The following is a 20,220-nucleotide window of genomic DNA, read 5'->3' on the forward strand; positions in this document are numbered from 1 at the left end:
AAACCGCGCGCCGAACAATAACAACAACGCTTTCCGTTGCACCCGATTGGCTGCCGACGCGAAAACCTCAGACAGGAACCCCACGATGAACAGCTCGATCCAGCCAGGCGCCGCCCTGGACCGCGACGCGGAGCAACTCCGCGCGCTGGGCTACACCTCCAATTTCGAACGCAGCATGACCCTCTGGCAGAACTTCGCCCTGGGTTTCACCTACCTCTCGCCGGTGGTCGGCGTGTACACCCTGTTCGGCCTGTGCCTGGCCGCGGGCGGGCCGCCGATGTTCTGGTCCTACCTGCTGGTGGGCATCGGGCAGATGCTGGTGTGCCTGATCTTCTGCGAAGTCGTCTCGCAATTCCCCATCTCCGGCGGCGTCTACCCCTGGGCGCGACGCCTGGTGGGCAAGCGCTGGGCGTGGATGGTCGGCTGGATCTACTCGGTGTCGCTGTGCGTGACCATCGCCGCCGTGGCCCTCGGCGCCGGCCCGTACATCGCTACCCTGCTCGGCTTCGAGTCCACACCGGTTACCAACACCTTCGTCGCCCTGGCGCTGACAGTGATCGCCACCCTGCTCAACCTCTCCGGCACCAAGCTGCTGGCCCGCGTGGCGATGTTCGGCTTCATTTGCGAGCTGCTCGGCGCCCTGGTGATCGGCACCTACCTGCTGATCTTCGAGCGTCACCAGCCGTTCTCGGTGCTGTTCAACACCTTCGATATCCGCATCGACGGCAGCTACTGGCCGGCCTTCCTCACCGCCTCGCTGGCAGGGATGTTCCTCTACTACGGCTTCGAGGCCTGCGGTGACGTCGCCGAAGAAACCCCGAACCCCAGCCGGCGGATTCCCAAGGCCATGCGCATGACCATCTGGATCGGCGGCGGCGCGGCGATCTTCGCCGCCCTGGCGCTGATCCTCGCGGTACCGGACATGCAGGCGGTGATCTCCGGCGCCGACAAGGACCCGATGACCACCATCCTCGACAACGCCTTCGGCGTGACCGGCGCGCGCCTGGTGATGGCGGTGATCATCGTCTCCTTCGTTTCCTGCGTGCTCAGCCTGCAGGCCGCCGCCAGCCGCCTGCTGTACTCCTACGCCCGCGACGAGATGGTGATGGGCAGCGGCCTGCTCAAACGCCTGTCGCCCAATACCCACGTACCCGTTGCGGCGCTGATCGCCTGCGGGGTGATCCCCAGCGTGATCGTCTGCGCCGGCTTCTACCTGCAGAACGCCATTGCCATGGTGGTGAGCTTCGCCGCCATCGGCATCTACCTGTCGTTCCAGATGATCGTCGGCGGCGCCCTGTTCGCCCGTCTGCGTGGCTGGAAGCCCAGCGGCGCCTTCACCCTGGGCAACTGGGGCTGGATCGTGAACATCCTGGCGCTGACCTACGGCGTGCTGGCGATCATCAACATGTCCTGGCCGCGCACCCCGGATGCGCCCTGGTACCTGAACTACGGGATCATCCTGGTGGGTGGCGTCGTGATCCTGCTGGGCCTGGCCTACATGGCGCTGTTCCGCCCGTATGACAAGGGCACCGCGCCCCACGGGGATGCGTGGAAGCTGCATCAGCAGTAAGTGTTGGAGTGAAATGAAAACGCCCGGCAAGGATGCCGGGCGTTTTTATTTCTGCGGAATTTTTGGTGTAGGTGCGAGCTTGCTCGCGAACGGGTTCACCGGGAAATTCGGCATTGAGCGGGTTCGCGAGCAAGCTCGCTCCTACAAGGGTTCAGGCGAGCGCTTCGGTTTCGGGCCAGAGGCGCTGTCCTGCACCGGGTGTTTCCATCCACTGCTTCAGCGAACGCGTCGGCAGGTCGAAGTACTCCCGGGTGCGCGAGTAGCCATGCCCACCCATGCGGCCGATGGCGTCGAGGCCGAGTTGGTCGATGTACAGCGTGGCCGGGTCGATCAGGTCATCGCGCACGTGGGCCATCAGCACTTCGCCGAGGATGATTTCCCGCGATTGGCCGATGGACAGCGCCATCATCCGTCGGCATTCCAGCGCTACCGGTGCCTCGCCGATGCGCGGGCAGCCCACACGCGTACCGGGGATGGCGGTGAGGCCGGCGGCAACCAGTTCGTCGAAGCCCGGCTCGAAGGGCACGGCACAAACGTTCATCGCCTCCACCAGCGCGTCGGAAACGATATTCACGGTGAACTCCTGGTTCTGCCGGATGTTCAGCGTGGTGTCCTTGGGGCTCAGGTCGCTGTAGTTCTCCACGCCCAGGGCGAGGATCGGCGGGTCGGCCGAGAGTGCATTGAAGAAGCTGAAGGGCGCGGCGTTGGCGCGGCCTTCGGCATCGACGGTGGTGACCAGGGCGATCGGCCTAGGCACCACGCTGCCGATGAGGATCTTGTATTTCTCGCGGGCAGACAGCTGCTGGAAATCGAAGCTGAGCATGGGGGTTCCTTCAGAAGGCACTGGGCGCGTGGGTGTCGAGCAAGGGCGCAGCAGCGCTGTAGGTGTCGGCAAAGGGAATCGCGGAGTGGAACAACGTGCGCCACGGTGGATTGCCGAAGGCGCGCTCGGCGTGGTGCTGCATCTGCTTCTGGAACAGGGCGTCGGCGCGGCGTTGCAGGTCGGTGTAGTCGACACCGATCACCTGGCCGCCCTGCATCACGCAGCGGCCATCGATGAAGCTGGCAATGCAGTCGTCGCCACGGCCAGCGGTGAACAGGTTCTTCAGCGGGTCGAAGAACGGCCCCTGATGGAAGTCACCGAGGCGGAACACAGTGATATCCGCGCGGGCGCCAGGAGCGAGACGGCCGAGGTCATCACGGCCCAGCGCCTGGGCGCCACCGAGAGTTGCTGCGTTGTAGAGGTCGAGCATGCGCGTGTGCTCGGCATCGCCTTCTTTTATCCGCGAAATGTTCAGGCCCTGGCGCAGGTTATCGAGCATGTCCGCCGGGAAGGTATCGGTGCCCATGGCGAGGTTGATACCGCGTGCGCGGTAGGCACCGAACGAATCCAGCGCATCGCCTTCGCGGGCGAACACCACGGGGCAATGCACGAGGCTCGCGCCGGTATCGGCGAGGCGCTGCAACTCGTGCTCGCCGCTGTGCAGGATGCCGTGGGGCAGCACGCTGCGCGGGTTGAGCAGACCGTAGCTGTCCAGCCATTGCAGCGACGAGGTGTCGCGCAGACGGCGCACCAGTTCGACTTCGTAGCGCGACTGACAGCAATGCAGGCGCAGCGGCGCATCCAGTTCGCGCTGCACGGCGGCGGTGCTCTCCAGCAGTGCGGGTGTGCAGGTTTCGATACGGTCTGGTAGCAGCGCGCAGCGCACCAGGCCGTTGTGCGCGCCGTCGAAGTCGCGGAAGAAACGTTCGGCTTCCCGCAGTCCGGCAAGTCCGGCGGATTCGTCCCAGTGCTGCGCAGGGCTGCCATCGGCGCGAGCACAGGTCATGCCGCTCATGTAGCAGGGGCCGAGATAGGTACGCAGGCCGAGCTCGCCGGACAGCGCAGCGACTCCGGCAAATTCGTCGTAGTGCTCAGCCCAGCGCCGGTAGTACATCGAGGTGATCGGCATGGCGGTGGTGATGCCGTTGCGGATCAGCTGGGTGAAGGCGTAACGGTACTTGAACAGCTCCTCCTCCGGGCTGTAGCACTCGCTCGGCCCGGCGCGCAGGTAGTCTTCGGACCAGACACGCCCCATGTTCCACTCGGCGCCGTTGTCCAGGGTGAGCACGGTGGAGTCCAGATCGCCGAGCGCATCGAGATCGATGAAGCCAGGGCCGATAAGCGCATGGCCGTAGTCGATCCACTGGCTGACTTCGCCCGGAAAACCGCGGCCGACAAAGACGATCTTCGCGCCGTCGAACACGACTTCGCCGTGACGCCAGAGTACGTGTTGGCGACCGTCGAAGCCGACCACGAAGCTGGCTTTCAGGCCGGTGCGAGAAGTGCTCACAGACCCCGCTCCTGCAGACGAGAGGCCAACAGGCGACCCTGCTCGGCAATCAGCCTGCCAGACTTGAATACCTGGCGCTGCGCCGGGCGCGCGACCACGGCTTCACCGAGGGTCTGCACCGGCAGCAGAAGGAAATCTGCCGCTGCGCCAAGTTCAAGGCGCGCGGGCTCGCGACCCAGCGCCCGGGCACCGTTGGCAGTGGCCGCGCCGAATGCAGCGGCGAGGTCGTCGTCCTTGCACAGGTCGAAGCGGAAGGCCAGCAGCATGGCGCGTTCGAGCATGTCGCCATTGCCCATGGGCGACCAGGCATCGCGGATGCCGTCGCTGCCCAGGCACAGGTTGACGCCGGCTTCGCGCAGGGCAAGGAACGGCGGCACCGGGGTGTCGGCCGGCGCAGAACTCATCAGGGAAATACCCAGCTCGGAGAGCCGCTCGGCCAGCGGTTCGACCTGCTCCCACGGCGCCATGCCCAGGCAATAGGCGTGGCTGATCATGACCTTGCCCTGCAGACCGTGACGCTCGGTGTACTCAGCGATGCGGGCGATCTGCCAGAGGCCCAGCTCGCCTTTGTCGTGCAGGTGGATGTCCACGCCACGCCCGAACTCCACGGCCAGGCCGAAGACGATATCCAGCTGCGCGATGGGATCGTCGTCGATGCCGCAGGGGTCCAGACCTCCGACGTTTTCCACACCCAGCTGCATGGCTTCACGCATCAGCTCGGCAGTGCCGGGGCGACTGACCAGGCCAGTCTGCGGGAAGACCACGAACTGCATGTCGATCAGGTCGGCGTAGCGCTCGCGCAGCGCCTGCATGGCGACCACGTGGCGCAGGCCCAGCTCGGGATCGATGTCGACGTGGCAACGAAAGGTCAGCGAACCACGGGCGATGCAGTGCTCCAGCAGCGCGCCGGCACGCTCGGCAATCGGCGCTTCGATCTCGCGCAGCACGCGGCGCTCGTTGGCGATGTAGTCCTTGAGCGTGGGGCCGGCGCTGTTCGGACGCCAGGGTTGGCCCCAGAGGGTCTTGTCCAGGTGGCAGTGGCTTTCCACCAGCGGCGGCACGAGCAATTGGCCGGCGCCGTCGATCTCGCCCGGCTGAATGTCGGCGCCGCTTGCCGGGCGGCGCTCGGCGATGCGGCCATCACGAATGAGGAAGTCTTCCGCGGCGTTGCCCAGCGGGCGGATGTTGCGCAGCCAGTAGCTGTCGGTCATGGGGACCTCGAAACAGGAAGTTGGATCGGAGCTGTTTTGTAGGATGGGTGGAGCCTGCGATACCCATCGTTTTGCCGGCCGCATGGGTATCGCTCCGCTCCACCCATCCTACGAAGAGCGAAAAACGAGCACGAGCTTCGGGTGAGGACTCAGCCCTTGAGCTTGGACCAGATGCGGTCCTGCAGTTCGCGGGACTTGTTGCTGCATTCCTTTTCCAGGCGCAGGCGCGAGGCGTATTCCTCGGGCATGTTGATGGCGTCCATGACCTTCCACTTGGCGTCGAGCAACTGGTCGGTCTGGATGCCGTTGGAATAGGCGATGGCGTTGGTCACTGCGGCAGCGTTCTCCGGCTTCATCATCCAGTTGATGAAGACCTTGGCGTTCTCCGGGTGCGGCGCGCTTTTCGGCACGGCGAAGTTGTCCTGGAAGGAGGCCAAGCCCTCGCGCGGGTAGACATACTTGATGGTGCTCTTCTGCAGCGTCGCGCGCGCGGTGGAACCGTTCCAGTTCTGCATCAGCACGACTTCGCCGGAGGCCATGCGGTCCACGGTGTTGTCCGAGCTGTACATCTTCAGGAAGGGCTTCTGCTTCTGCAGCAGTTCGAGAATCTTCTTCGCGTCCTGCGGGTTCTCGGTGCACTCGTCTATGTTGAGGTAGTGCGCAGCGGCGTTGATCAGGCTGCTCGGCGTATCCAGTGCGGCGACCTGGCCCTGCAGCTCCGGACGCGGTTCGAAAAACTCCTTCCACGAATCGTCCAGCTTGCCGCCCGGCACCCGCGCGCTGTCGTAGGAGAAGCCGGTGGTGCCCCACAGGTAGGGCGCCGAGTACTTGCGGCCCGGATCGAAGGCCGGATCGCGGAAGGCCGGTTTGACGAACTGGAAGTTGGCCAGCTTGGGCGTGTCGATTTCCAGCAGCAGGTTCTGGTTGATCAGCGTCTGCATGATCGAATGCGACGGCACGATCACGTCATATGCCGCACCGCCGGCCTGCAGTTTCGCCAGCAGGGTTTCATTGCTGTCGTAGCCGTCCATGGTGACCTTGATGCCAGTCTCTTTCTCGAACTTGGCCAGCAGTTCCACCGGGTAGTAGTCGGTCCAGTTGTAGAAGAACAGCTGCTTGGGTTCCTCGGCCTGGGCGACGCCCGCGGCCAGCAGGGCGAGAGACAAACCGGCAAGGCCGTGACGCAGGGCATTCAACTTCATAGGGCTCTCCGAAAAGCTAAAGGTCAGGGTCGACAGTCGTTATCAGGCGTCCGGTTTACCGCGCTGGCCGAGCCAGTACGACAGCACCACGAGGACGATGGAAATCACCAGCATCAGGGTCGAGATGGCATTGATCTCAGGGGTCACACCGGCCTTGATGGCCGAGAAGATGTAGACCGGCAGCGTCGTCGAGCCGGGACCGGCGACGAAGAAGGTCATGATGAAATCGTCGAGGCTGACCACGAACGCCAGCACTGCGCCGGACAGCACTGCCGGCCACAGCAGCGGCAGGGTCACCCGGCGGAACACCTGGTACGGGCTGGCGTAGAGGTCGCCGGCGGCTTCCAGCAGGCTCTTGTCCAGGTCGTTCAGGCGCGCGCGGATCGGCAGGTAAGCGAACGGAATACAGAAGCCGACGTGGGCGACGATCACCGTCATCAGGCCGAGCTTGATACCCAGCGACATGAACAGCAGCAGCGTGGCTACCGCAATGACGATCTCCGGCAGGATCAGCGGCAGGTTGATTCCGCCTTCCACCATCCGCCGCCCGTAGAACGGCCGCGAGGTCGCCAGCGCCGCCGCCAGGGCGATCGCCGTGGACAGCACGGTAGCGAAGCCCGCCACCACCAGCGAGTTGAAGGCCGCCGCCTGGATCGAAGGGTTGGCGACGATCTTGCCGTACCAGGCGAAGGAGAATTCGGTCCACACCGTGGCCGAACGGTTGGCGTTGAAGCTGTAGGCGATCAACACGAAGATCGGCAGATACAGGTACGCCAACACCAGCAGGCTGGTCTCGCGAGTGCCGGGGAGTTTCTTCAGGTGCTGGGCGATCATGCGGAAGCTCCCAGGTGGACGGCCTTGGCGGCGCGGCGGCTATAGAGGGCGAACGCGATCAGCGCGAGCAGCATGATCGCCAGCAGCAGGAACGACAGCGAACCGCCCAGCGGCCAGTTGCGAGCGGTGCCGAACTGCTGCTGGATCAGGTTGCCGATCATCAGCGTCTTGCCGCCGCCGAGGATGGCTGGGGTGATGAACGCGCCCAGGCTAGGCACGAACACCAGCAGCGAGCCGGCAATCACGCCGGGCATGGACAGCGGCAGAATCACCCGGCGCAGCGCCTTCCAGCGATTCGCGCCAAGGTCGTAGGCGGCTTCGACCAGGCGCCAGTCGAGCTTCTCCAGCGTCGAGTAGATCGGCAGGATCATGAATGGCAGGAAGCTGTAGACCAGGCCGACGCAGACCGCGAAGTCGTTGTACAGCAGGGTGATGCCACCGGCCTGGGGGAACAGCGCGTTGACCGCCTGGGCGATCCAGCCGTGTTCGCGGAGGATGATCAGCCAGGCGTAGTTGCGGATCAGCAGGTTGGTCCAGAACGGAATGGTGATCAGCAGCACCATGAGGTTGCGCGAACGCTCGCTCAGGCTGGTCATCCACAGCGCCACCGGGAAGCCGAAGAGGAAGCACAGCAGCGTGGTGCCGCCAGCCTGGAACAGTGAACGCAGCAGCGCCTGGGCGTAGACCCAGTTGAGCTCCAGGTTGCCGTCGAAGTCTTCCTGGAAGAACAACTGCACGTAGCTCTGGATCTGCCAGTCGGCGTGCCAGTCGACGCCGCCATAGAGGTTGCGCGGCAACAGGCTGATGTAGCCCATGATCGCCAGCGGAATGGCGATCAGCCCGAGCAGCGTCAGCGCCACCGGGCTGAGCAGCAACAGGCGTCGGGTAGTGGGCGACTCCTTCATACTCAGGCCTCCATCAGCAGGCAGGCCTGGGGCGGCAGGTGCACCGCCACGGCCTCGCCGACGTCGCGGGCGCGGCCGCCCTCGTTGCTCTCGCGCAGGGTGATCTGCGAGGCATCGGGCAGGCGGCAGCGATACAGCGTGGCGGTGCCGACGTACATCACCGTCTCGATCACCGCGCGCAGGTGGTGCGGCTGCGACGGGTCGACCAGCTTGGAACGTTCCGGGCGGAAGGCCAGCTGCACGCTGGCGCTGCTCAGACCTGCCGGCAGCTCACAGGGAATCTCTGCGGCCATGGCGTTGGGGTGGAAGCCGCCCTGGCGCATCTGCCCGGGGAGGAAATTGATGTCACCGATGAACTGCGCGACGAAGCGATGCGTCGGGCGTTCGTAAATCTCGTTGGGCGTGCCGATCTGCATGATGTTGCCGTGGGACATCACGGCGATGCGGTCGGACAGGGTCAGCGCCTCCTCCTGGTCGTGGGTGACGAAGATGAAGGTGATGCCCGCCTCTTCCTGCACGCGCTTGAGCTCGACCTGCATTTCCTTGCGCAGCTTCAGGTCCAGGGCGGACAGTGGTTCGTCGAGCAGCAGGACCGAAGGCTTGGGCGCCAGCGCACGGGCCAGCGCCACGCGCTGCTGCTGGCCGCCGGAGAGTTCCGCCGGCTTGCGCCGGGCGAGGTGTTCCATCTGCACCAGCGCGAGCATTTCCTTCACCCGCTTCGGAATCTCCGAGCGCTGCAAGCCCTGCATCTCCAGGCCGAAGGCGATGTTCTCGCTCACCGACATGTGCGGGAACAGCGCGTAGCTCTGGAACACGGTGTTGATGCGGCGGCGGTACGGCGGCAGGTCGTTGACCCGCTCGCCGCCGACAAGGATGTCGCCGGAAGTGACGTTCTCGAACCCGGCGATGCTGCGCAGCAGCGTGGTCTTGCCGCAGCCGGACGGCCCCAGCAGGGTGAAGAATTCGTTATGGGCGATGTCGACCGACACTTCGTTGAGGGCGGGAGCGACGTTGGGATCATCGGTGTAGCGCTTGCTGACCCGACGCACCTCGACTGACGACGAGTGATTCATTTTGGTGCATTCCTCTTGTTTTTGTATGCAATATTTGAATGCAATCTAGAAATAGCTGATGTATTTTTCTTCTGCAACTGGTTTTGCACGGACGGTTTTGCGGCATCCTTTGAAGGGTCAAGCAAGAGGCGGAGTCGCTCATGACGGAGAAGCACCCCGAATCCACGGTGGAACGCGTCTACCAAGGGGTTTACGAGGCGATCAGCAAGCGCAGCCTGCGCCCGGGCATGAAGCTCGGCGAGGCGGCATTGGCGGATTTGTTCAAGGTCAGCCGCACTTCGGTGCGCGCGGCGCTGAAACATCTGGAAGCGGATGGGCTGGTATCCAGCGCGCTCAACAAGGGTGCATGGGTGTCATTACCCAGCGACGAGGAGATCCGCTCGCTGTTCGAAACACGGCGGCTGATCGAGATCGGCATCGTCAGCGAACTCTGCCGCCGCGCAGACAGCGCGATCATCCAGGACCTGCGCGAGCACGTGGCGCTGGAAGAGGCGACCCATGACCATGACCACGCGCGGTTCGTCCACCTGTTGGGCGAATTCCACCTCAAGCTGGCGGCGGCACTGAACAACCCGGTGCTGCTGGATTTCTTCCGCAAGCTGATCGAGCGCGCCTCGCTCTACGCCACTACCCTGGACGACGACCAGCACGAAACCTGCCGCGGCAACGAGCACCAGAAGTTGATCGAGTACATCGAAGCGGGCAACCAGGCGGCGGCCATCGAGCTGACCTGCATGCACCTGAACGCCATCGAGCAGGCGATCATCAAGGCAGCAGGGAACCTCAAGGCGGACTATCACCCGCTCAAGCATCTGATTGGTGGCTGAGTAACGCCATGCCGCTTTTGTGTAGGAGCGAGCTTGCTCGCGAACAGAAGCTCCAGGCCAACTCCAGCCCCAACGCTTCACCGAATAGTCCATCTCCGTAAAGGGCGAGGGAGAGGCTCTGCGAGGCAGCAAATTGCAGTGCCAACTGGGAGCGCTGGTTCGCGAGCAAGCTCGCTCCTACAGAGAGCAAAACGCCCGGCATTGGCCGGGCGTCTGCTTTCAGGCGGTCGGGCCGCCCGTAATCCGGTCGAAGCCCCGGCGGATCTCCTCTTCGGGCAGGTTGTCACCGATGAAGACGATCACGCTCTCGCGCTGCTCGTTGCCCTTCCACTCGGTGTCCCAGTCGAACCCATAGAGCCGCAGCACACCCTGGAATACCAGGCGGCGTTCCTCCCCGGCGATGTTCAGCACGCCCTTGTAGCGCAGCAGCGAGTTGCCATGCCATTGCAGCAGGTCGTCCATGAACTCGCTGAGCCGCTCGATATCCAGTGGATTGTCGCTGCGCAGCACCAGCGTGGAGATGCGGTCGGTAGTGTCCGCCGCCGGTCGTACCGGGCGCAGCAGCGGGCGCAGGCCGACGTCGGCGTTGAGGTTGAAGCCGCGCACGTCGAGCAGGCGTTCCAGCTCGATGGCGCCGTGCTCCACCGCGTGGATTTCGGCGCGCCGATTGATGCGCTGCAGGCGCTCCACCAGGGCGTCGTATTGTTCCGGAGACACCAGGTCGCGCTTGCTCACCAGGATACGGTCACCGAAGCCGACCTGGGCCTGGGCGATGACTTCCTGCAGGTGACGGTCGGCGTTGGCGGCGTCCACCAGGGTGATGATGCCGTCGAGCAGATAACGCTCGCGCAGGGTCTCGTCAACGAAAAACGTCTGCGCCACCGGGGCCGGATCAGCCAGGCCGGTGCACTCGATCACCAGGCGGTCGAAATCCAGCTCGCCGTTGTCGCGGCGCTCCAGCAGGACGTAGAGCGCACGCTCGAGGTCGCTATTGATGGTGCAGCAGACGCAGCCGTTGGACAGCGTCGTCACCTGTACCGCGTCGTCGCCGAGCAATTGGGCATCGATGGGCGTCTCGCTGAATTCGTTCTCGATCACGGCGATCTTCAGGCCGTGCTCGGCCTTGAGGATGTACTTGAGCAGGGTGGTCTTGCCGGCCCCGAGGAAACCGGTGAGAACAGTCACCGGAATCTGCGGCACGCTTGCGGAATCGGTCATGGGAACATCCAGGCAATCGGAAAAGAAAACGGGCTGCGATCGCTCGCAGCCCGCAATTCCATTTATGAAACGTCGGCGAGGCAAGGCGCCAGTGGCGGGAAAAAGCGGAGTCTACTTCAGTAGACGAGCACTTTTCCCGCCGCTGGCAACGCAGCATCGGCCACGCCGCCAGTTTCATCGTATCAGCAGCAGCGGATCGGCCTTCCCTTGCCACCACCGTAGCGCGCTTCCTGGCGCTCGCGGAAGAACTCCTCGTAGGTCATCGGAGTCTTGTCCGGGTGCTTGTTCTGCATGTGCTGAACGTAGGTGTCGTAATCGGGCATGCCGACCAGCATACGTGCGGCCTGTCCGAGATACTTACCCATGCGGCTGAGGTCATTGAACATGGTGAACCTCCGTCAGGCGTCCGGGATCGGCTGGAACGGAGCCTCCTTGTCGGTGCGCTCCTTCTTGGTCCAGGCGCTGGCGCCTACCTTGATCGCGTACACCAGCACACTGAACACCACCAGCAGGAACAGCACGGTGAGGCCGGCGTTGATGTAGGCGTTCATCATCACGTGCTGCATCTGGCCGATGTCCTTGGCCGGGGCGATGATCTGCCCGGCGTCCAGGCCGGCGGAGTACTTCTTGCCCAGGGCGATGAAGCCCACGGCCGGGTTGCTGTCGAACAGCTTGATCAGGCCCGCGGTGGTGGTGCAGATCAGCAGCCAGGCGGCCGGCAGGGCGGTCACCCAGACGTACTGCTGGCGCTTCATCTTGATCAGCACGACGGTGGCGAGCATCAGCGCGATACCGGCAAGCATCTGGTTGGAGATGCCGAACAGCGGCCACAGCGTGTTGATGCCACCCAGCGGATCGACCACACCCTGGTACAGCAGCCAGCCCCACAGCGCGACGCAGCCGCCGGTGCCGACGATGTTGGCGGTCCAGGATTCGGTCTTCTTCAGCGCCGGGACGAAGTTGCCCAGCAGGTCCTGCAGCATGAAGCGCCCGGCACGGGTGCCGGCGTCCACCGCGGTGAGGATGAACAGCGCCTCGAAGAGGATCGCGAAGTGGTACCAGAAGGCCATGGTGTTCTCACCCGGCAGCACCTGGTGAAGGATGTGCGCGATACCCACGGCGAGGGTCGGCGCACCACCGGCACGGGCCAGGATGGTGGTCTCGCCGATGTCCTTGGCGGTCTGGGCCAGCACTTCCGGGGTGATGCTGAAGCCCCAGCTGCTGACGGTCGCGGCCACCGCGGTGACGTCGGTGCCGACCACGGCCGGCGGGCTGTTCATGGCGAAGTAGATGCCCGGCTCGATGACCGAGGCAGCGACCATCGCCATGATGGCCACGAAGGACTCCATCAGCATGCCGCCGTAGCCGATATAACGGGCGTCCGGCTCGCGGTTGAGCAGCTTGGGCGTGGTGCCCGAGGAGATCAGCGCGTGGAAGCCGGACACGGCGCCACAGGCAATGGTGATGAAGAGGAACGGGAACAGGCCGCCCTTCCACACCGGACCGGTGCCGTCGGTGAACTGGGTCAGGGCCGGCATCTTCAGCTCCGGCGAGACGATCACGATGCCGATGGCCAGGGCGATGATGGTGCCGATCTTGAGGAAGGTCGACAGGTAGTCACGCGGCGCCAGCAGCAGCCACACCGGCAGCACCGAGGCGATGGCACCGTAGGCGATCAGCATCCAGACGATCTGCACGCCATGGAAGGTGAATACCGGGGCCCACTCGGGGCTGGCGGCAATCTGGCCACCGAGCCAGATGGAACCCAGCAGCAGCACGATGCCGACCACGGAAATCTCGCCGATGCGGCCCGGGCGGATGTAGCGCATGTACACGCCCATGAACAGCGCGATCGGGATGGTCGCCAGTACCGTGAACATGCCCCACGGGCTTTCGGCCAGGGCCTTCACCACGATCAGCGCGAGCACCGCGAGGATGATGATCATGATCAGGAACGCGCCGAACAGAGCGATGGTCCCCGCCACCTGCCCCATTTCCTCGCGGACCAGTTCACCCAGCGAGCGCCCGTTGCGGCGGCTGGAGATGAACAGCACCATGAAATCCTGCACGGCGCCGGCCAGCACCACGCCGGCGATCAGCCAGAGCGTGCCGGGCAGGTAGCCCATCTGCGCCGCCAATACGGGACCGACCAGCGGGCCGGCGCCGGCGATGGCGGCGAAGTGGTGACCGAAGAGGATGTGCTTGTTGGTCGGGACGTAGTCCAGGCCGTCGTTGTTGAGGACCGCGGGGGTCGCTCGGTTGGGGTCCAGTTGCATCACCTTGGTGGCGATGAACAGGCTGTAGTAGCGGTAGGCGACCATATAGATGGCGACGGCCGCGACGACGATCCACAGTGCGTTGATGGCTTCGCCGCGGCGTAGCGCCACGACTCCCAAGGCAAATGCACCAACTATCGCCACCGCCAGCCAGGCGAGGTGACGTAGCAGGCTGTTGTTATTGTTCATAGCGAGGCTTCCGACAGTTTGAAGGCGAGAATTCGCAGAAAAATTCTAGTCTTTTCCAGCGACCCATTCATACGACCTTAGTCTAGAGCGGTTACGCGCTTATTGCCGGAGGTCAACGCGTTCCGACCCTGGGGTCAGGAAATGAAAAGGCCCGCTTGTGGCGGGCCTATTCATGCTGCGACAGATCGTCAGGCAGGCTGTTTGGCGTACTGCGCCAGCGTCTGGTCACGGCTCATCACCGCCAGGGTGTTGTTCAGCACCTGCTCGCCGGTGGTGTCCTTGGAGGTGAAGATCTCACCGAAATGCTGCTGGGTGACCTGTGCGAAATGCGCGCGATCCTGGGTTGGAATGCCGAGCAGGACGGCGTAGGCATCCAGTGCTTCACCATGCCCCTGCGCCATGTTCTCGGCGATGTTGTCGAGCATGCCATTCATGGCGAAGATCGAGCGGCCGCCGTAAGTGATGCGCTGATTGGCGTCGCAACCGTTGGTCCCCGAAGTCAGGCCGAAGGTGGCATTGCCCGAAGTACCGTTGGTGGTGGTGGCCAGCAGATGCGGGAACAGGCCGCGCTGACCGTCGAAGGCCATGTTGCCCCAGCCGCAGCCCTTGCCGCTCTGCCCTGCTTCGTCAGCTTGCGCCAGCAGGCTGGCGGCGCTAAGCACTCCAATGATCAAACCCTTGCTCACGAGCTTCTTATCCATGTTCTGCACTCCGCAGTTGGTATTGGATTAACGCTCATGGAGCTTTGGCGAGGGCTGGCACCCTGTCAAACCGGCGTGGGATGTGTCTGACGGACGAAACCTCGGCAATCGACGTGCGACGCGTTTCCCGTGGCTTCTGTCTATAGTGAGGCAAAGCGGAAACGGCCGGAGAGCCACGATATGACTGACGATCACGACGAGCGCCGGCGCTTCCAGCGCATTGCCTTCGACGCCGGCACGGAGATCAGCCAGGGCGACCAGCGCTGGAAGGTGACGCTGCTGGACCTGTCTCTGCAGGGGCTGCTGGTGCAACGCCCGGAGCACTGGAACATAGTTGCCGCGGAGCCGGTGCAGGTGCGCATCTACCTGGGCTTCGACGTCAACGTCTATATGGAGGCCGATCTCGCCTGGGAGCGTGAGGGCCTGCTGGGCTTCAACTGCCGGCACATCGACCTGGATTCGATCAGCCACCTGCGCCGCCTGGTCGAACTGAACCTGGGCGACGAGTCGCTGCTGGAGCGGGAGCTGACGTTGCTCAGCGAGCACTGAACGACCGTGCCAACGTCGCGCGATCGCGGACGGAGCCCGCTCCTACACCAAGGTTGGCATTTTCGTAGGAGCGGACTTTGTCAGCGATCGCCTATCACCAACGCCGAAGCGAATCTATTCGAACAATGCATCCAGCGCCTGCTCCAGGCGTGTTACCGCGATCACCTGCAGGCCGGGTGGTGACTCCTTCGGCGCATTGCCCTTGGGCACGATGGCGCGCTTGAAGCCGTGCTTGGCCGCCTCCTTCAGGCGCTCCTGACCGCTGGGCACCGGGCGGACTTCGCCAGACAGGCCGACCTCACCGAATACCAGCAACTGGTGATCCAGCGGGCGGTTGCGCAGGCTGGACATCACCGCCGCCATCAACGCCAGGTCCGACGCTGTTTCCAGAACCTTCACACCGCCAACTACGTTGAGGAAAACGTCCTGGTCGTAGGTCGGGATGCCGCCATGGCGGTGCAGCACTGCCAGCAGCATGGCCAGGCGATTCTGGTCCAGGCCCAGCGTCACCCGGCGCGGGTTGGCCAGGTGGCTGGTGTCGACCAGCGCCTGCACTTCCACCAGCATCGGCCGCGAGCCTTCCCAGGTTGCCATGACCACGCTACCCGGCACCGACTCCTGGGCACGGGTGAGAAAGATCGCCGACGGGTTGGAAACTTCCTTCAGCCCGCGGTCGGTCATGGCGAACACGCCCAGTTCGTTCACCGCACCAAAGCGGTTCTTCACCGCCCGCAACAGGCGCAGGCGGCCGTCGGATTCGCCCTCGAAATACAGCACGGTGTCGACCATGTGTTCCAGCACCCGCGGGCCAGCCAGCGAGCCCTCCTTGGTGACGTGACCGACCAGGAAGATCGCCGTGCCGCTCTGCTTGGCAAAGCGCACCAGCAGTGCCGCACTCTCGCGCACCTGGGCGACACCGCCGGGCGCGGATTGCAGCTGTTCGGTGAAGATGGTCTGGATCGAGTCGATCACCATCACCTTGGGCTGCTCCTGGCGCGCCGTGGCAATGATGGTCTCGATGCAGGTCTCGGTCATGACCTTGAGCTTGTCTTCGGGCAGGCCCAGGCGGCGGGCGCGCATGGCGACCTGCTGCTGGGATTCCTCGCCGGTGACATAGAGTGCCGGCAGGCGCGTGGCGATGTTGCAGAGGGTTTGCAGAAGGATGGTCGACTTGCCGATACCGGGGTCGCCGCCGATCAGCACCACCGAGCCGTCGACCAGGCCGCCGCCCAGGGCGCGGTCCAGTTCCGCCGATGCGGTGGAGAAACGCGGCATCTCCTCGACGCTGACTTCGGCGAGGGTCTTGATGTTGGCCTGCTGGCCGGCCCAACCGCCACGGCCGGAAGAACTGCTACCCGAGCCGCCGGTAGGCGTGGTATCGATGACGGCCTCGACCAGGGTGTTCCAGGCGCCGCAGTCAGGGCATTGCCCGGCCCATTTCGGGTAGGTGGCGCCGCACTCGGTGCAGCCGTACATGCGCTTGGCCTTGGCCATGAGGGACTTCCGTCGAATACAAAGTCCGCATCATAGCCAATTGGGCCAAGCGCTTCAGCCCGCCAGGCGGCGGTACTGGCTCTCCATGTCGTGCTTGAGGCTCTCGCGGCGCATCAGCAGCGAAGCGAGGGTGCAATCAGGGCGCTCGATGCCCTCCTCCACACGTCCGATGCGCTGGTCGAGCAATTCGTACTGCAATTTCATGCGCACCAGGCGCTCCTGGGCGCGCAGGGCTTCGACGTTACGCTTTGAGGGCTTGGTGACGGACTTGCCAGAGGACGAAATGGATGTACGCATGGCGGTGGCACCGGTTGGAAAAGGATGACAGGAGCCTACGCCTCGCTCCGTCCAACACCCTTGACTCTGGTCAAGCTCAACCGGATCGTTTGAGCAGGTCGGCAATCTCGTCCTTCAGCGTCACGCGTTGCAGTTTGAGGGAGTTGAGGGCGAGGTCGTCCATCGCCTCGCGGCCGTCTTCGATGTCATAGATCTTCTTGTCCAGCTCTTCGTAGCTGGCGGCCATGCGGGTGAAATTGGCGTCTTTCCCGTGCAACCGGGTCATCAGTGCCTTCTGCTCGGGAAATTCGCGGGACAGGGGATGATGCTCGAGCGGCATGGCGGGCCTCCTTCTGTGGATGCGTGGGCGTGGATAGGTTGCCCGGTAAGCCTAGACCAGGTTGTGAACCCGCCCACCGCCGCCGGTCATGCGGCATGAATTGGACCGCGCCGGGGTGTTCAGACGGCGACAGGCCGCTAAACTGCGCCTGTCCCCTCTATTGCGTAACAAGGAGTCTGTGCATGAGTCTGCTTAGCGAGTTCAAGGCCTTCGCCGTCAAGGGCAACGTGGTCGACATGGCCGTCGGTATCATCATCGGCGCCGCGTTCGGCAAGATCGTCTCTTCCTTCGTCGGCGACGTGATCATGCCGCCTATCGGCCTGCTGATTGGCGGCGTGGACTTCTCGGACCTGGCGATCACCCTGAAGGCCGCCGAAGGCGACGTGCCGGCCGTGGTGCTGGCCTACGGCAAGTTCATCCAGACCTGCCTGGACTTCATCATCGTCGCCTTCGCCATCTTCATGGGCGTGAAGGCCATCAACCGACTCAAGCGCGAAGAAGCCGTGGAGCCCAGCGTCCCCCCGGTACCGACACCGGAAGAGACGCTGCTCACCGAAATCCGCGACCTGCTCAAGCAGCAGAACAACCGCGCGCCCTGAGCAGATCGCTGATTCGGCCGGGCGCTGCCCCTCCAGGCGTCAGCCCGGCGGGGTCAGCAGCACACGGCCGATGCGTCGCTCGCTGACTTCCGTCACTTCCAGGCGCCAGCCGCCCAGCTCCAGCGTGTCTCCCTTGGCCGGCAAGCGGCCAAGGTGCTTGAGCGCGAGCCCGCCCAGGGTCTGGTATTCCGCCGTCGGGCGGGCGTGGAAGCCGACTCGTTCGGCGAGCGCCGACAGGGTCACGGCACCATCCACCCGGTAGGCGCCCGCCTCCGCCTCGATGTCCGTACCGGACACCTCGCTGGCATCGGGCAGCTCACCGGCGATGGCCTCCAGCACGTCGGTCATGCTGAGCATGCCCTCGAAGCCACCGAACTCGTTGACCACGAAGGCCAGGTGGGTCGAGGCCCCACGCATCTGTTCCAGCGCGCCCAGCACGGTGCTGCTGTCCGGCAGGCTTAGCGGCTCGCGCAGCAGCGGCAGGACGTCCAGCTCACGGCCCTGCAGCAGCGCCGAGAACAACTCTTTCTTGTGCACGTAGCCCAGCGGCTCGTCGATGTTGCCTTCGCGGATCACCAGCAGGCGCGAGTACGGCGACTCCAGCAGCGCGCGGCGGATGCCCTCCGGGCTGTCGGCCACATCCACACGGTGCACGCGCTGGCGGTCGATCATCACGGCCTTCACCGGACGCTCGGCCAGGCCCAGCACGCCGCTGATCATCACCCGCTCGCGGCGGTCGAACAGAGCGTCACCGCCATCGTCGGGTCCCACCAGGTCGGCGATTTCCTCGCCCACCTCGTCGGCCTGCACCTTGCCACCCATCAGGCGCAGCACGGCGTGGGCCGTGCGCTGGCGCAGTCCGCGCTGGCCGCGCAGGCTCTTCTGGCGCTTCCAGCGCACCAGTTGGTTGGCCATCTCGATCAGCAGGCTGAAGCCGATGGCGGCGTACAGGTAGCCTTTCGGGATGTGGAAGCCCAGGCCTTCGGCGGTCAGGCTGAAGCCGATCATCAGCAGGAAGCCCAGGCACAGCATGATCACCGTCGGGTGCTCGTTGACGAAGCGCGTCAGCGGCTTGCTGGCGACCATCATCAGGCCGATGGAGAAGATGACCGCGATCATCATCACTTCCAGCTCGTCGACCATGCCCACGGCGGTGATCACCGCGTCGAGGGAGAACACCGCGTCCAGCACCACGATCTGCGCGACCACCGGCCAGAAGGCCGCGTAGACGCGCTTGCCGTTGGAGGTATGCACGCGGCCTTCCAGGCGCTCATGCAGCTCAAGGGTGGCCTTGAACAACAGGAACAGACCACCGAACAGCATGATCAGGTCGCGGCCGGAGAAGCTCTTGCCGAACACCTCGATCAACGGCTCGGTGAGCGTGACCAGCCAGGAAATGCTCGCCAGCAGGCCCAGGCGCATCAGCAGCGCCAGCGACAGGCCGATCAGCCGCGCGCGGTCGCGCAGGTGCGGCGGCAGCTTGTCCGCGAGGATCGCGATGAAGACCAGGTTATCGATGCCGAGCACCAGCTCGAGCAGGATCAGGGTGAGCAGGCCAAGCCAGGCCGTGGGATCCATCAGCCATTCCATGCCGACTCACCTCGCTGGGTGCGCGCCATGGCAGGCCGGGAAGCAGCATCCGCGAAGGCGGGTGCCGGGGGAGGTTCGCCGATCACGGGCTCTACGGGGGTAGGCACCGGGGTCGGCTTCGTACTTTGACTGTCCATCGAGGTCCGAAAAAGGGGAAACGGACGCCTATCCTAAGGGCAAAGGCGGGTCGCCCTCAGCGGACAATCTTTTCAAAATCTATCGAGCGGTACTTACCAATAGTTTTCCACGGCGATCTGCCCGGGCTTGCGCGTCAGCGCCAGGCTCATGCCGCGGGCCTTCAGCACGGCGCGGGTGTCCTCGATCATCTGCGGGTTGCCGCAGAGCATCACCCGCGAATGTTCCGGGGTCAGTTCCAGACCGGCGGCGCGTTCCAGCTCGCCGTTCTCGATCAGTGTGGTGATCCGCGCATTCAGGCAGCCGGGCACCTGCTCGCGGGTGACCACCGGGATGAACTGCAGCTTGTGGATATGTTCGGCCAGGTGTTCCATCGCGCCGAAGCTGGCGATCAGGTCGCGATAAGCCAGCTCCTTTTCCTCGCGGGCGCTGTAGACCAGCTTGATGGTCTCGAAGCGTTCCCACACTTCGAAGTCCTGCAGGATCGACAGGAACGGCGCCAGGCCCGTGCCGGTCGCCAGCAACCACAGGTCACGGCCATCGGGGAAGCGGTCGAGGGTGAGGAAACCGAACGCCTGGCGATCCACCAGCAACTGGTCGCCGACGCGCAGGCGGCTGAGCTCGCTGGTGAACTCCCCGCCAGGTACGACGATGGAGAAGAACTCGAGGAACTCGTCGTGGGGCGCAGAGACCATCGAGTAGGCACGCCAGACGATACTGCCGCTGGGCTTGTACACGCCCAGGCGGGCGAACTGCCCGGCACGGAAGCGGTAGCCGCTGTCACGGGTGGTGCGCAGGGTGAACAGGCTCGGGGTGAGCGTCTGCACTTCCAGCAGGGTCTGGCGGGTGAACTTCTCTTCGCTGGCGGTCATCGTCCGCTCCTTGGCAGGGAACGGCC

The 20,220-nt window shown here is 64.4% G+C and carries 20 protein-coding genes; 4 read left to right on the forward strand and 16 right to left on the reverse strand.

Annotation, left to right across the window (positions count from 1 at the left end; translation table 11 throughout):
- Window positions 1-85 precede the first annotated feature (85 nt).
- Window positions 86-1,570 carry an APC family permease gene (locus L6D89_RS04640; RefSeq protein ID WP_236198915.1) on the forward strand — a complete coding sequence of 495 codons (1,485 nt, stop codon included), beginning with the start codon at window positions 86-88 and terminating at the stop codon, window positions 1,568-1,570.
- 151 nt (window positions 1,571-1,721) lie between these two features.
- On the opposite strand, the gene L6D89_RS04645 is transcribed toward L6D89_RS04640, so the two are convergent.
- The 7 genes from L6D89_RS04645 to L6D89_RS04675 all read right to left on the reverse strand — a co-directional run bounded on the left by L6D89_RS04645 (window position 1,722) and on the right by L6D89_RS04675 (window position 9,128).
- Complete coding sequence (locus L6D89_RS04645; RefSeq protein ID WP_236198916.1) at window positions 1,722-2,393, reverse strand: flavin reductase family protein; 672 nt, start codon at window positions 2,391-2,393, stop codon at window positions 1,722-1,724.
- Between the two features lie 10 nt (window positions 2,394-2,403).
- Window positions 2,404-3,903 carry an amidohydrolase family protein gene (locus L6D89_RS04650; RefSeq protein ID WP_236198917.1) on the reverse strand — a complete coding sequence of 500 codons (1,500 nt, stop codon included), beginning with the start codon at window positions 3,901-3,903 and terminating at the stop codon, window positions 2,404-2,406.
- Window positions 3,900-5,114: an amidohydrolase family protein gene (locus tag L6D89_RS04655; RefSeq protein WP_236198918.1), complete on the reverse strand. Its 1,215-nt coding sequence runs from the start codon at window positions 5,112-5,114 to the stop codon at window positions 3,900-3,902. Before L6D89_RS04655 ends, L6D89_RS04650 begins: the two co-directional genes overlap by 4 nt.
- 149 nt (window positions 5,115-5,263) lie before the next feature.
- Window positions 5,264-6,316: an extracellular solute-binding protein gene (locus tag L6D89_RS04660; RefSeq protein ID WP_236198919.1), complete on the reverse strand. Its 1,053-nt coding sequence runs from the start codon at window positions 6,314-6,316 to the stop codon at window positions 5,264-5,266.
- Window positions 6,317-6,358: 42 nt separating this feature from the next.
- Complete coding sequence (locus L6D89_RS04665) at window positions 6,359-7,150, reverse strand: ABC transporter permease (protein WP_045216633.1); 792 nt, start codon at window positions 7,148-7,150, stop codon at window positions 6,359-6,361.
- A complete protein-coding gene (locus L6D89_RS04670) occupies window positions 7,147-8,055 on the reverse strand; it encodes an ABC transporter permease (RefSeq protein ID WP_236198920.1) in 909 nt (302 codons plus the stop codon). The genes L6D89_RS04665 and L6D89_RS04670 overlap by 4 nt, the downstream gene beginning before the upstream one ends.
- A 2-nt stretch (window positions 8,056-8,057) precedes the next feature.
- Window positions 8,058-9,128, reverse strand: a complete 1,071-nt coding sequence (locus tag L6D89_RS04675; RefSeq protein ID WP_045216629.1) for an ABC transporter ATP-binding protein — start codon at window positions 9,126-9,128, stop codon at window positions 8,058-8,060.
- A gap of 140 nt (window positions 9,129-9,268) precedes the next feature.
- Between L6D89_RS04675 and L6D89_RS04680 the strand changes: the two genes are divergently transcribed.
- Entirely contained in the window at window positions 9,269-9,955 is a 687-nt protein-coding gene (locus L6D89_RS04680; RefSeq protein WP_236175639.1) for a GntR family transcriptional regulator, read from the forward strand.
- 219 nt (window positions 9,956-10,174) lie between these two features.
- Here the strand turns inward: L6D89_RS04680 and yjiA are convergent, their stop codons facing one another.
- From yjiA to L6D89_RS04700, 4 genes are all read right to left on the reverse strand, one after another.
- On the reverse strand, window positions 10,175-11,173 hold the full coding sequence (gene yjiA, locus L6D89_RS04685; RefSeq protein ID WP_236198921.1) for a GTPase: 999 nt from the start codon (window positions 11,171-11,173) through the stop codon (window positions 10,175-10,177).
- Between the two features lie 182 nt (window positions 11,174-11,355).
- Window positions 11,356-11,559 carry a YbdD/YjiX family protein gene (locus tag L6D89_RS04690; RefSeq protein WP_015478970.1) on the reverse strand — a complete coding sequence of 68 codons (204 nt, stop codon included), beginning with the start codon at window positions 11,557-11,559 and terminating at the stop codon, window positions 11,356-11,358.
- 12 nt (window positions 11,560-11,571) lie between these two features.
- Window positions 11,572-13,638, reverse strand: a complete 2,067-nt coding sequence (locus L6D89_RS04695; protein ID WP_236198922.1) for a carbon starvation CstA family protein — start codon at window positions 13,636-13,638, stop codon at window positions 11,572-11,574.
- A gap of 188 nt (window positions 13,639-13,826) precedes the next feature.
- Window positions 13,827-14,339: a DUF3015 domain-containing protein gene (locus L6D89_RS04700; RefSeq protein ID WP_236175636.1), complete on the reverse strand. Its 513-nt coding sequence runs from the start codon at window positions 14,337-14,339 to the stop codon at window positions 13,827-13,829.
- A 180-nt stretch (window positions 14,340-14,519) separates the two neighbouring features.
- Here L6D89_RS04700 and L6D89_RS04705 point away from each other — a divergent pair, with 180 nt between their 5' ends.
- The gene (locus L6D89_RS04705; protein WP_184592153.1) at window positions 14,520-14,888 is read left to right on the forward strand and encodes a PilZ domain-containing protein; all 369 of its coding nucleotides are present in this window, start codon (window positions 14,520-14,522) and stop codon (window positions 14,886-14,888) included.
- A 114-nt stretch (window positions 14,889-15,002) separates the two neighbouring features.
- Here L6D89_RS04705 and radA read toward each other — a convergent pair whose 3' ends face one another.
- From radA to L6D89_RS04720, 3 genes are all read right to left on the reverse strand, one after another.
- Window positions 15,003-16,382 carry a DNA repair protein RadA gene (gene radA / locus L6D89_RS04710; RefSeq protein ID WP_024764781.1) on the reverse strand — a complete coding sequence of 460 codons (1,380 nt, stop codon included), beginning with the start codon at window positions 16,380-16,382 and terminating at the stop codon, window positions 15,003-15,005.
- 54 nt (window positions 16,383-16,436) lie between these two features.
- Complete coding sequence (locus L6D89_RS04715) at window positions 16,437-16,679, reverse strand: hypothetical protein (RefSeq protein ID WP_236175635.1); 243 nt, start codon at window positions 16,677-16,679, stop codon at window positions 16,437-16,439.
- A 76-nt stretch (window positions 16,680-16,755) separates the two neighbouring features.
- Entirely contained in the window at window positions 16,756-16,998 is a 243-nt protein-coding gene (locus tag L6D89_RS04720) for an HP1242/YdcH family protein (RefSeq protein ID WP_054906513.1), read from the reverse strand.
- A gap of 182 nt (window positions 16,999-17,180) precedes the next feature.
- On the opposite strand from L6D89_RS04720, the gene mscL reads away from it, so the two are divergent.
- Window positions 17,181-17,597, forward strand: coding sequence for a large-conductance mechanosensitive channel protein MscL (gene mscL / locus L6D89_RS04725; RefSeq protein ID WP_024764778.1), 417 nt, complete (start codon window positions 17,181-17,183; stop codon window positions 17,595-17,597).
- 39 nt (window positions 17,598-17,636) lie between these two features.
- On the opposite strand, the gene L6D89_RS04730 is transcribed toward mscL, so the two are convergent.
- Window positions 17,637-19,187 carry a TerC family protein gene (locus L6D89_RS04730; protein WP_236198923.1) on the reverse strand — a complete coding sequence of 517 codons (1,551 nt, stop codon included), beginning with the start codon at window positions 19,185-19,187 and terminating at the stop codon, window positions 17,637-17,639.
- A gap of 230 nt (window positions 19,188-19,417) precedes the next feature.
- On the reverse strand, window positions 19,418-20,194 hold the full coding sequence (locus L6D89_RS04735) for a ferredoxin--NADP reductase (RefSeq protein WP_236175633.1): 777 nt from the start codon (window positions 20,192-20,194) through the stop codon (window positions 19,418-19,420).
- Between the last annotated feature and the right edge of the window lie 26 nt (window positions 20,195-20,220).

It is taken from the genome of Pseudomonas pseudonitroreducens, from assembly GCF_021603645.1.
Taxonomy (GTDB): domain Bacteria; phylum Pseudomonadota; class Gammaproteobacteria; order Pseudomonadales; family Pseudomonadaceae; genus Pseudomonas; species Pseudomonas pseudonitroreducens.

Bases quoted from the DNA above. Each gene is read 5' to 3' on its own strand.
- L6D89_RS04715 (WP_236175635.1), bottom strand. From the start codon at position 16,679: ATGCGTACATCCATTTCGTCCTCTGGCAAGTCCGTCACCAAGCCCTCA.
- L6D89_RS04655 (WP_236198918.1), bottom strand. From the start codon at position 5,114: ATGACCGACAGCTACTGGCTGCGCAACATCCGCCCGCTGGGCAACGCC.
- L6D89_RS04720 (WP_054906513.1), bottom strand. From the start codon at position 16,998: ATGCCGCTCGAGCATCATCCCCTGTCCCGCGAATTTCCCGAGCAGAAG.
- L6D89_RS04670 (WP_236198920.1), bottom strand. From the start codon at position 8,055: ATGAAGGAGTCGCCCACTACCCGACGCCTGTTGCTGCTCAGCCCGGTG.
- L6D89_RS04665 (WP_045216633.1), bottom strand. From the start codon at position 7,150: ATGATCGCCCAGCACCTGAAGAAACTCCCCGGCACTCGCGAGACCAGC.
- mscL (WP_024764778.1), top strand. From the start codon at position 17,181: ATGAGTCTGCTTAGCGAGTTCAAGGCCTTCGCCGTCAAGGGCAACGTG.
- L6D89_RS04640 (WP_236198915.1), top strand. From the start codon at position 86: ATGAACAGCTCGATCCAGCCAGGCGCCGCCCTGGACCGCGACGCGGAG.
- L6D89_RS04730 (WP_236198923.1), bottom strand. From the start codon at position 19,187: ATGGAATGGCTGATGGATCCCACGGCCTGGCTTGGCCTGCTCACCCTG.
- L6D89_RS04645 (WP_236198916.1), bottom strand. From the start codon at position 2,393: ATGCTCAGCTTCGATTTCCAGCAGCTGTCTGCCCGCGAGAAATACAAG.
- radA (WP_024764781.1), bottom strand. From the start codon at position 16,382: ATGGCCAAGGCCAAGCGCATGTACGGCTGCACCGAGTGCGGCGCCACC.
- L6D89_RS04695 (WP_236198922.1), bottom strand. From the start codon at position 13,638: ATGAACAATAACAACAGCCTGCTACGTCACCTCGCCTGGCTGGCGGTG.
- L6D89_RS04675 (WP_045216629.1), bottom strand. From the start codon at position 9,128: ATGAATCACTCGTCGTCAGTCGAGGTGCGTCGGGTCAGCAAGCGCTAC.
- L6D89_RS04700 (WP_236175636.1), bottom strand. From the start codon at position 14,339: ATGGATAAGAAGCTCGTGAGCAAGGGTTTGATCATTGGAGTGCTTAGC.
- L6D89_RS04690 (WP_015478970.1), bottom strand. From the start codon at position 11,559: ATGTTCAATGACCTCAGCCGCATGGGTAAGTATCTCGGACAGGCCGCA.
- L6D89_RS04660 (WP_236198919.1), bottom strand. From the start codon at position 6,316: ATGAAGTTGAATGCCCTGCGTCACGGCCTTGCCGGTTTGTCTCTCGCC.
- L6D89_RS04680 (WP_236175639.1), top strand. From the start codon at position 9,269: ATGACGGAGAAGCACCCCGAATCCACGGTGGAACGCGTCTACCAAGGG.
- L6D89_RS04735 (WP_236175633.1), bottom strand. From the start codon at position 20,194: ATGACCGCCAGCGAAGAGAAGTTCACCCGCCAGACCCTGCTGGAAGTG.
- L6D89_RS04705 (WP_184592153.1), top strand. From the start codon at position 14,520: ATGACTGACGATCACGACGAGCGCCGGCGCTTCCAGCGCATTGCCTTC.
- yjiA (WP_236198921.1), bottom strand. From the start codon at position 11,173: ATGACCGATTCCGCAAGCGTGCCGCAGATTCCGGTGACTGTTCTCACC.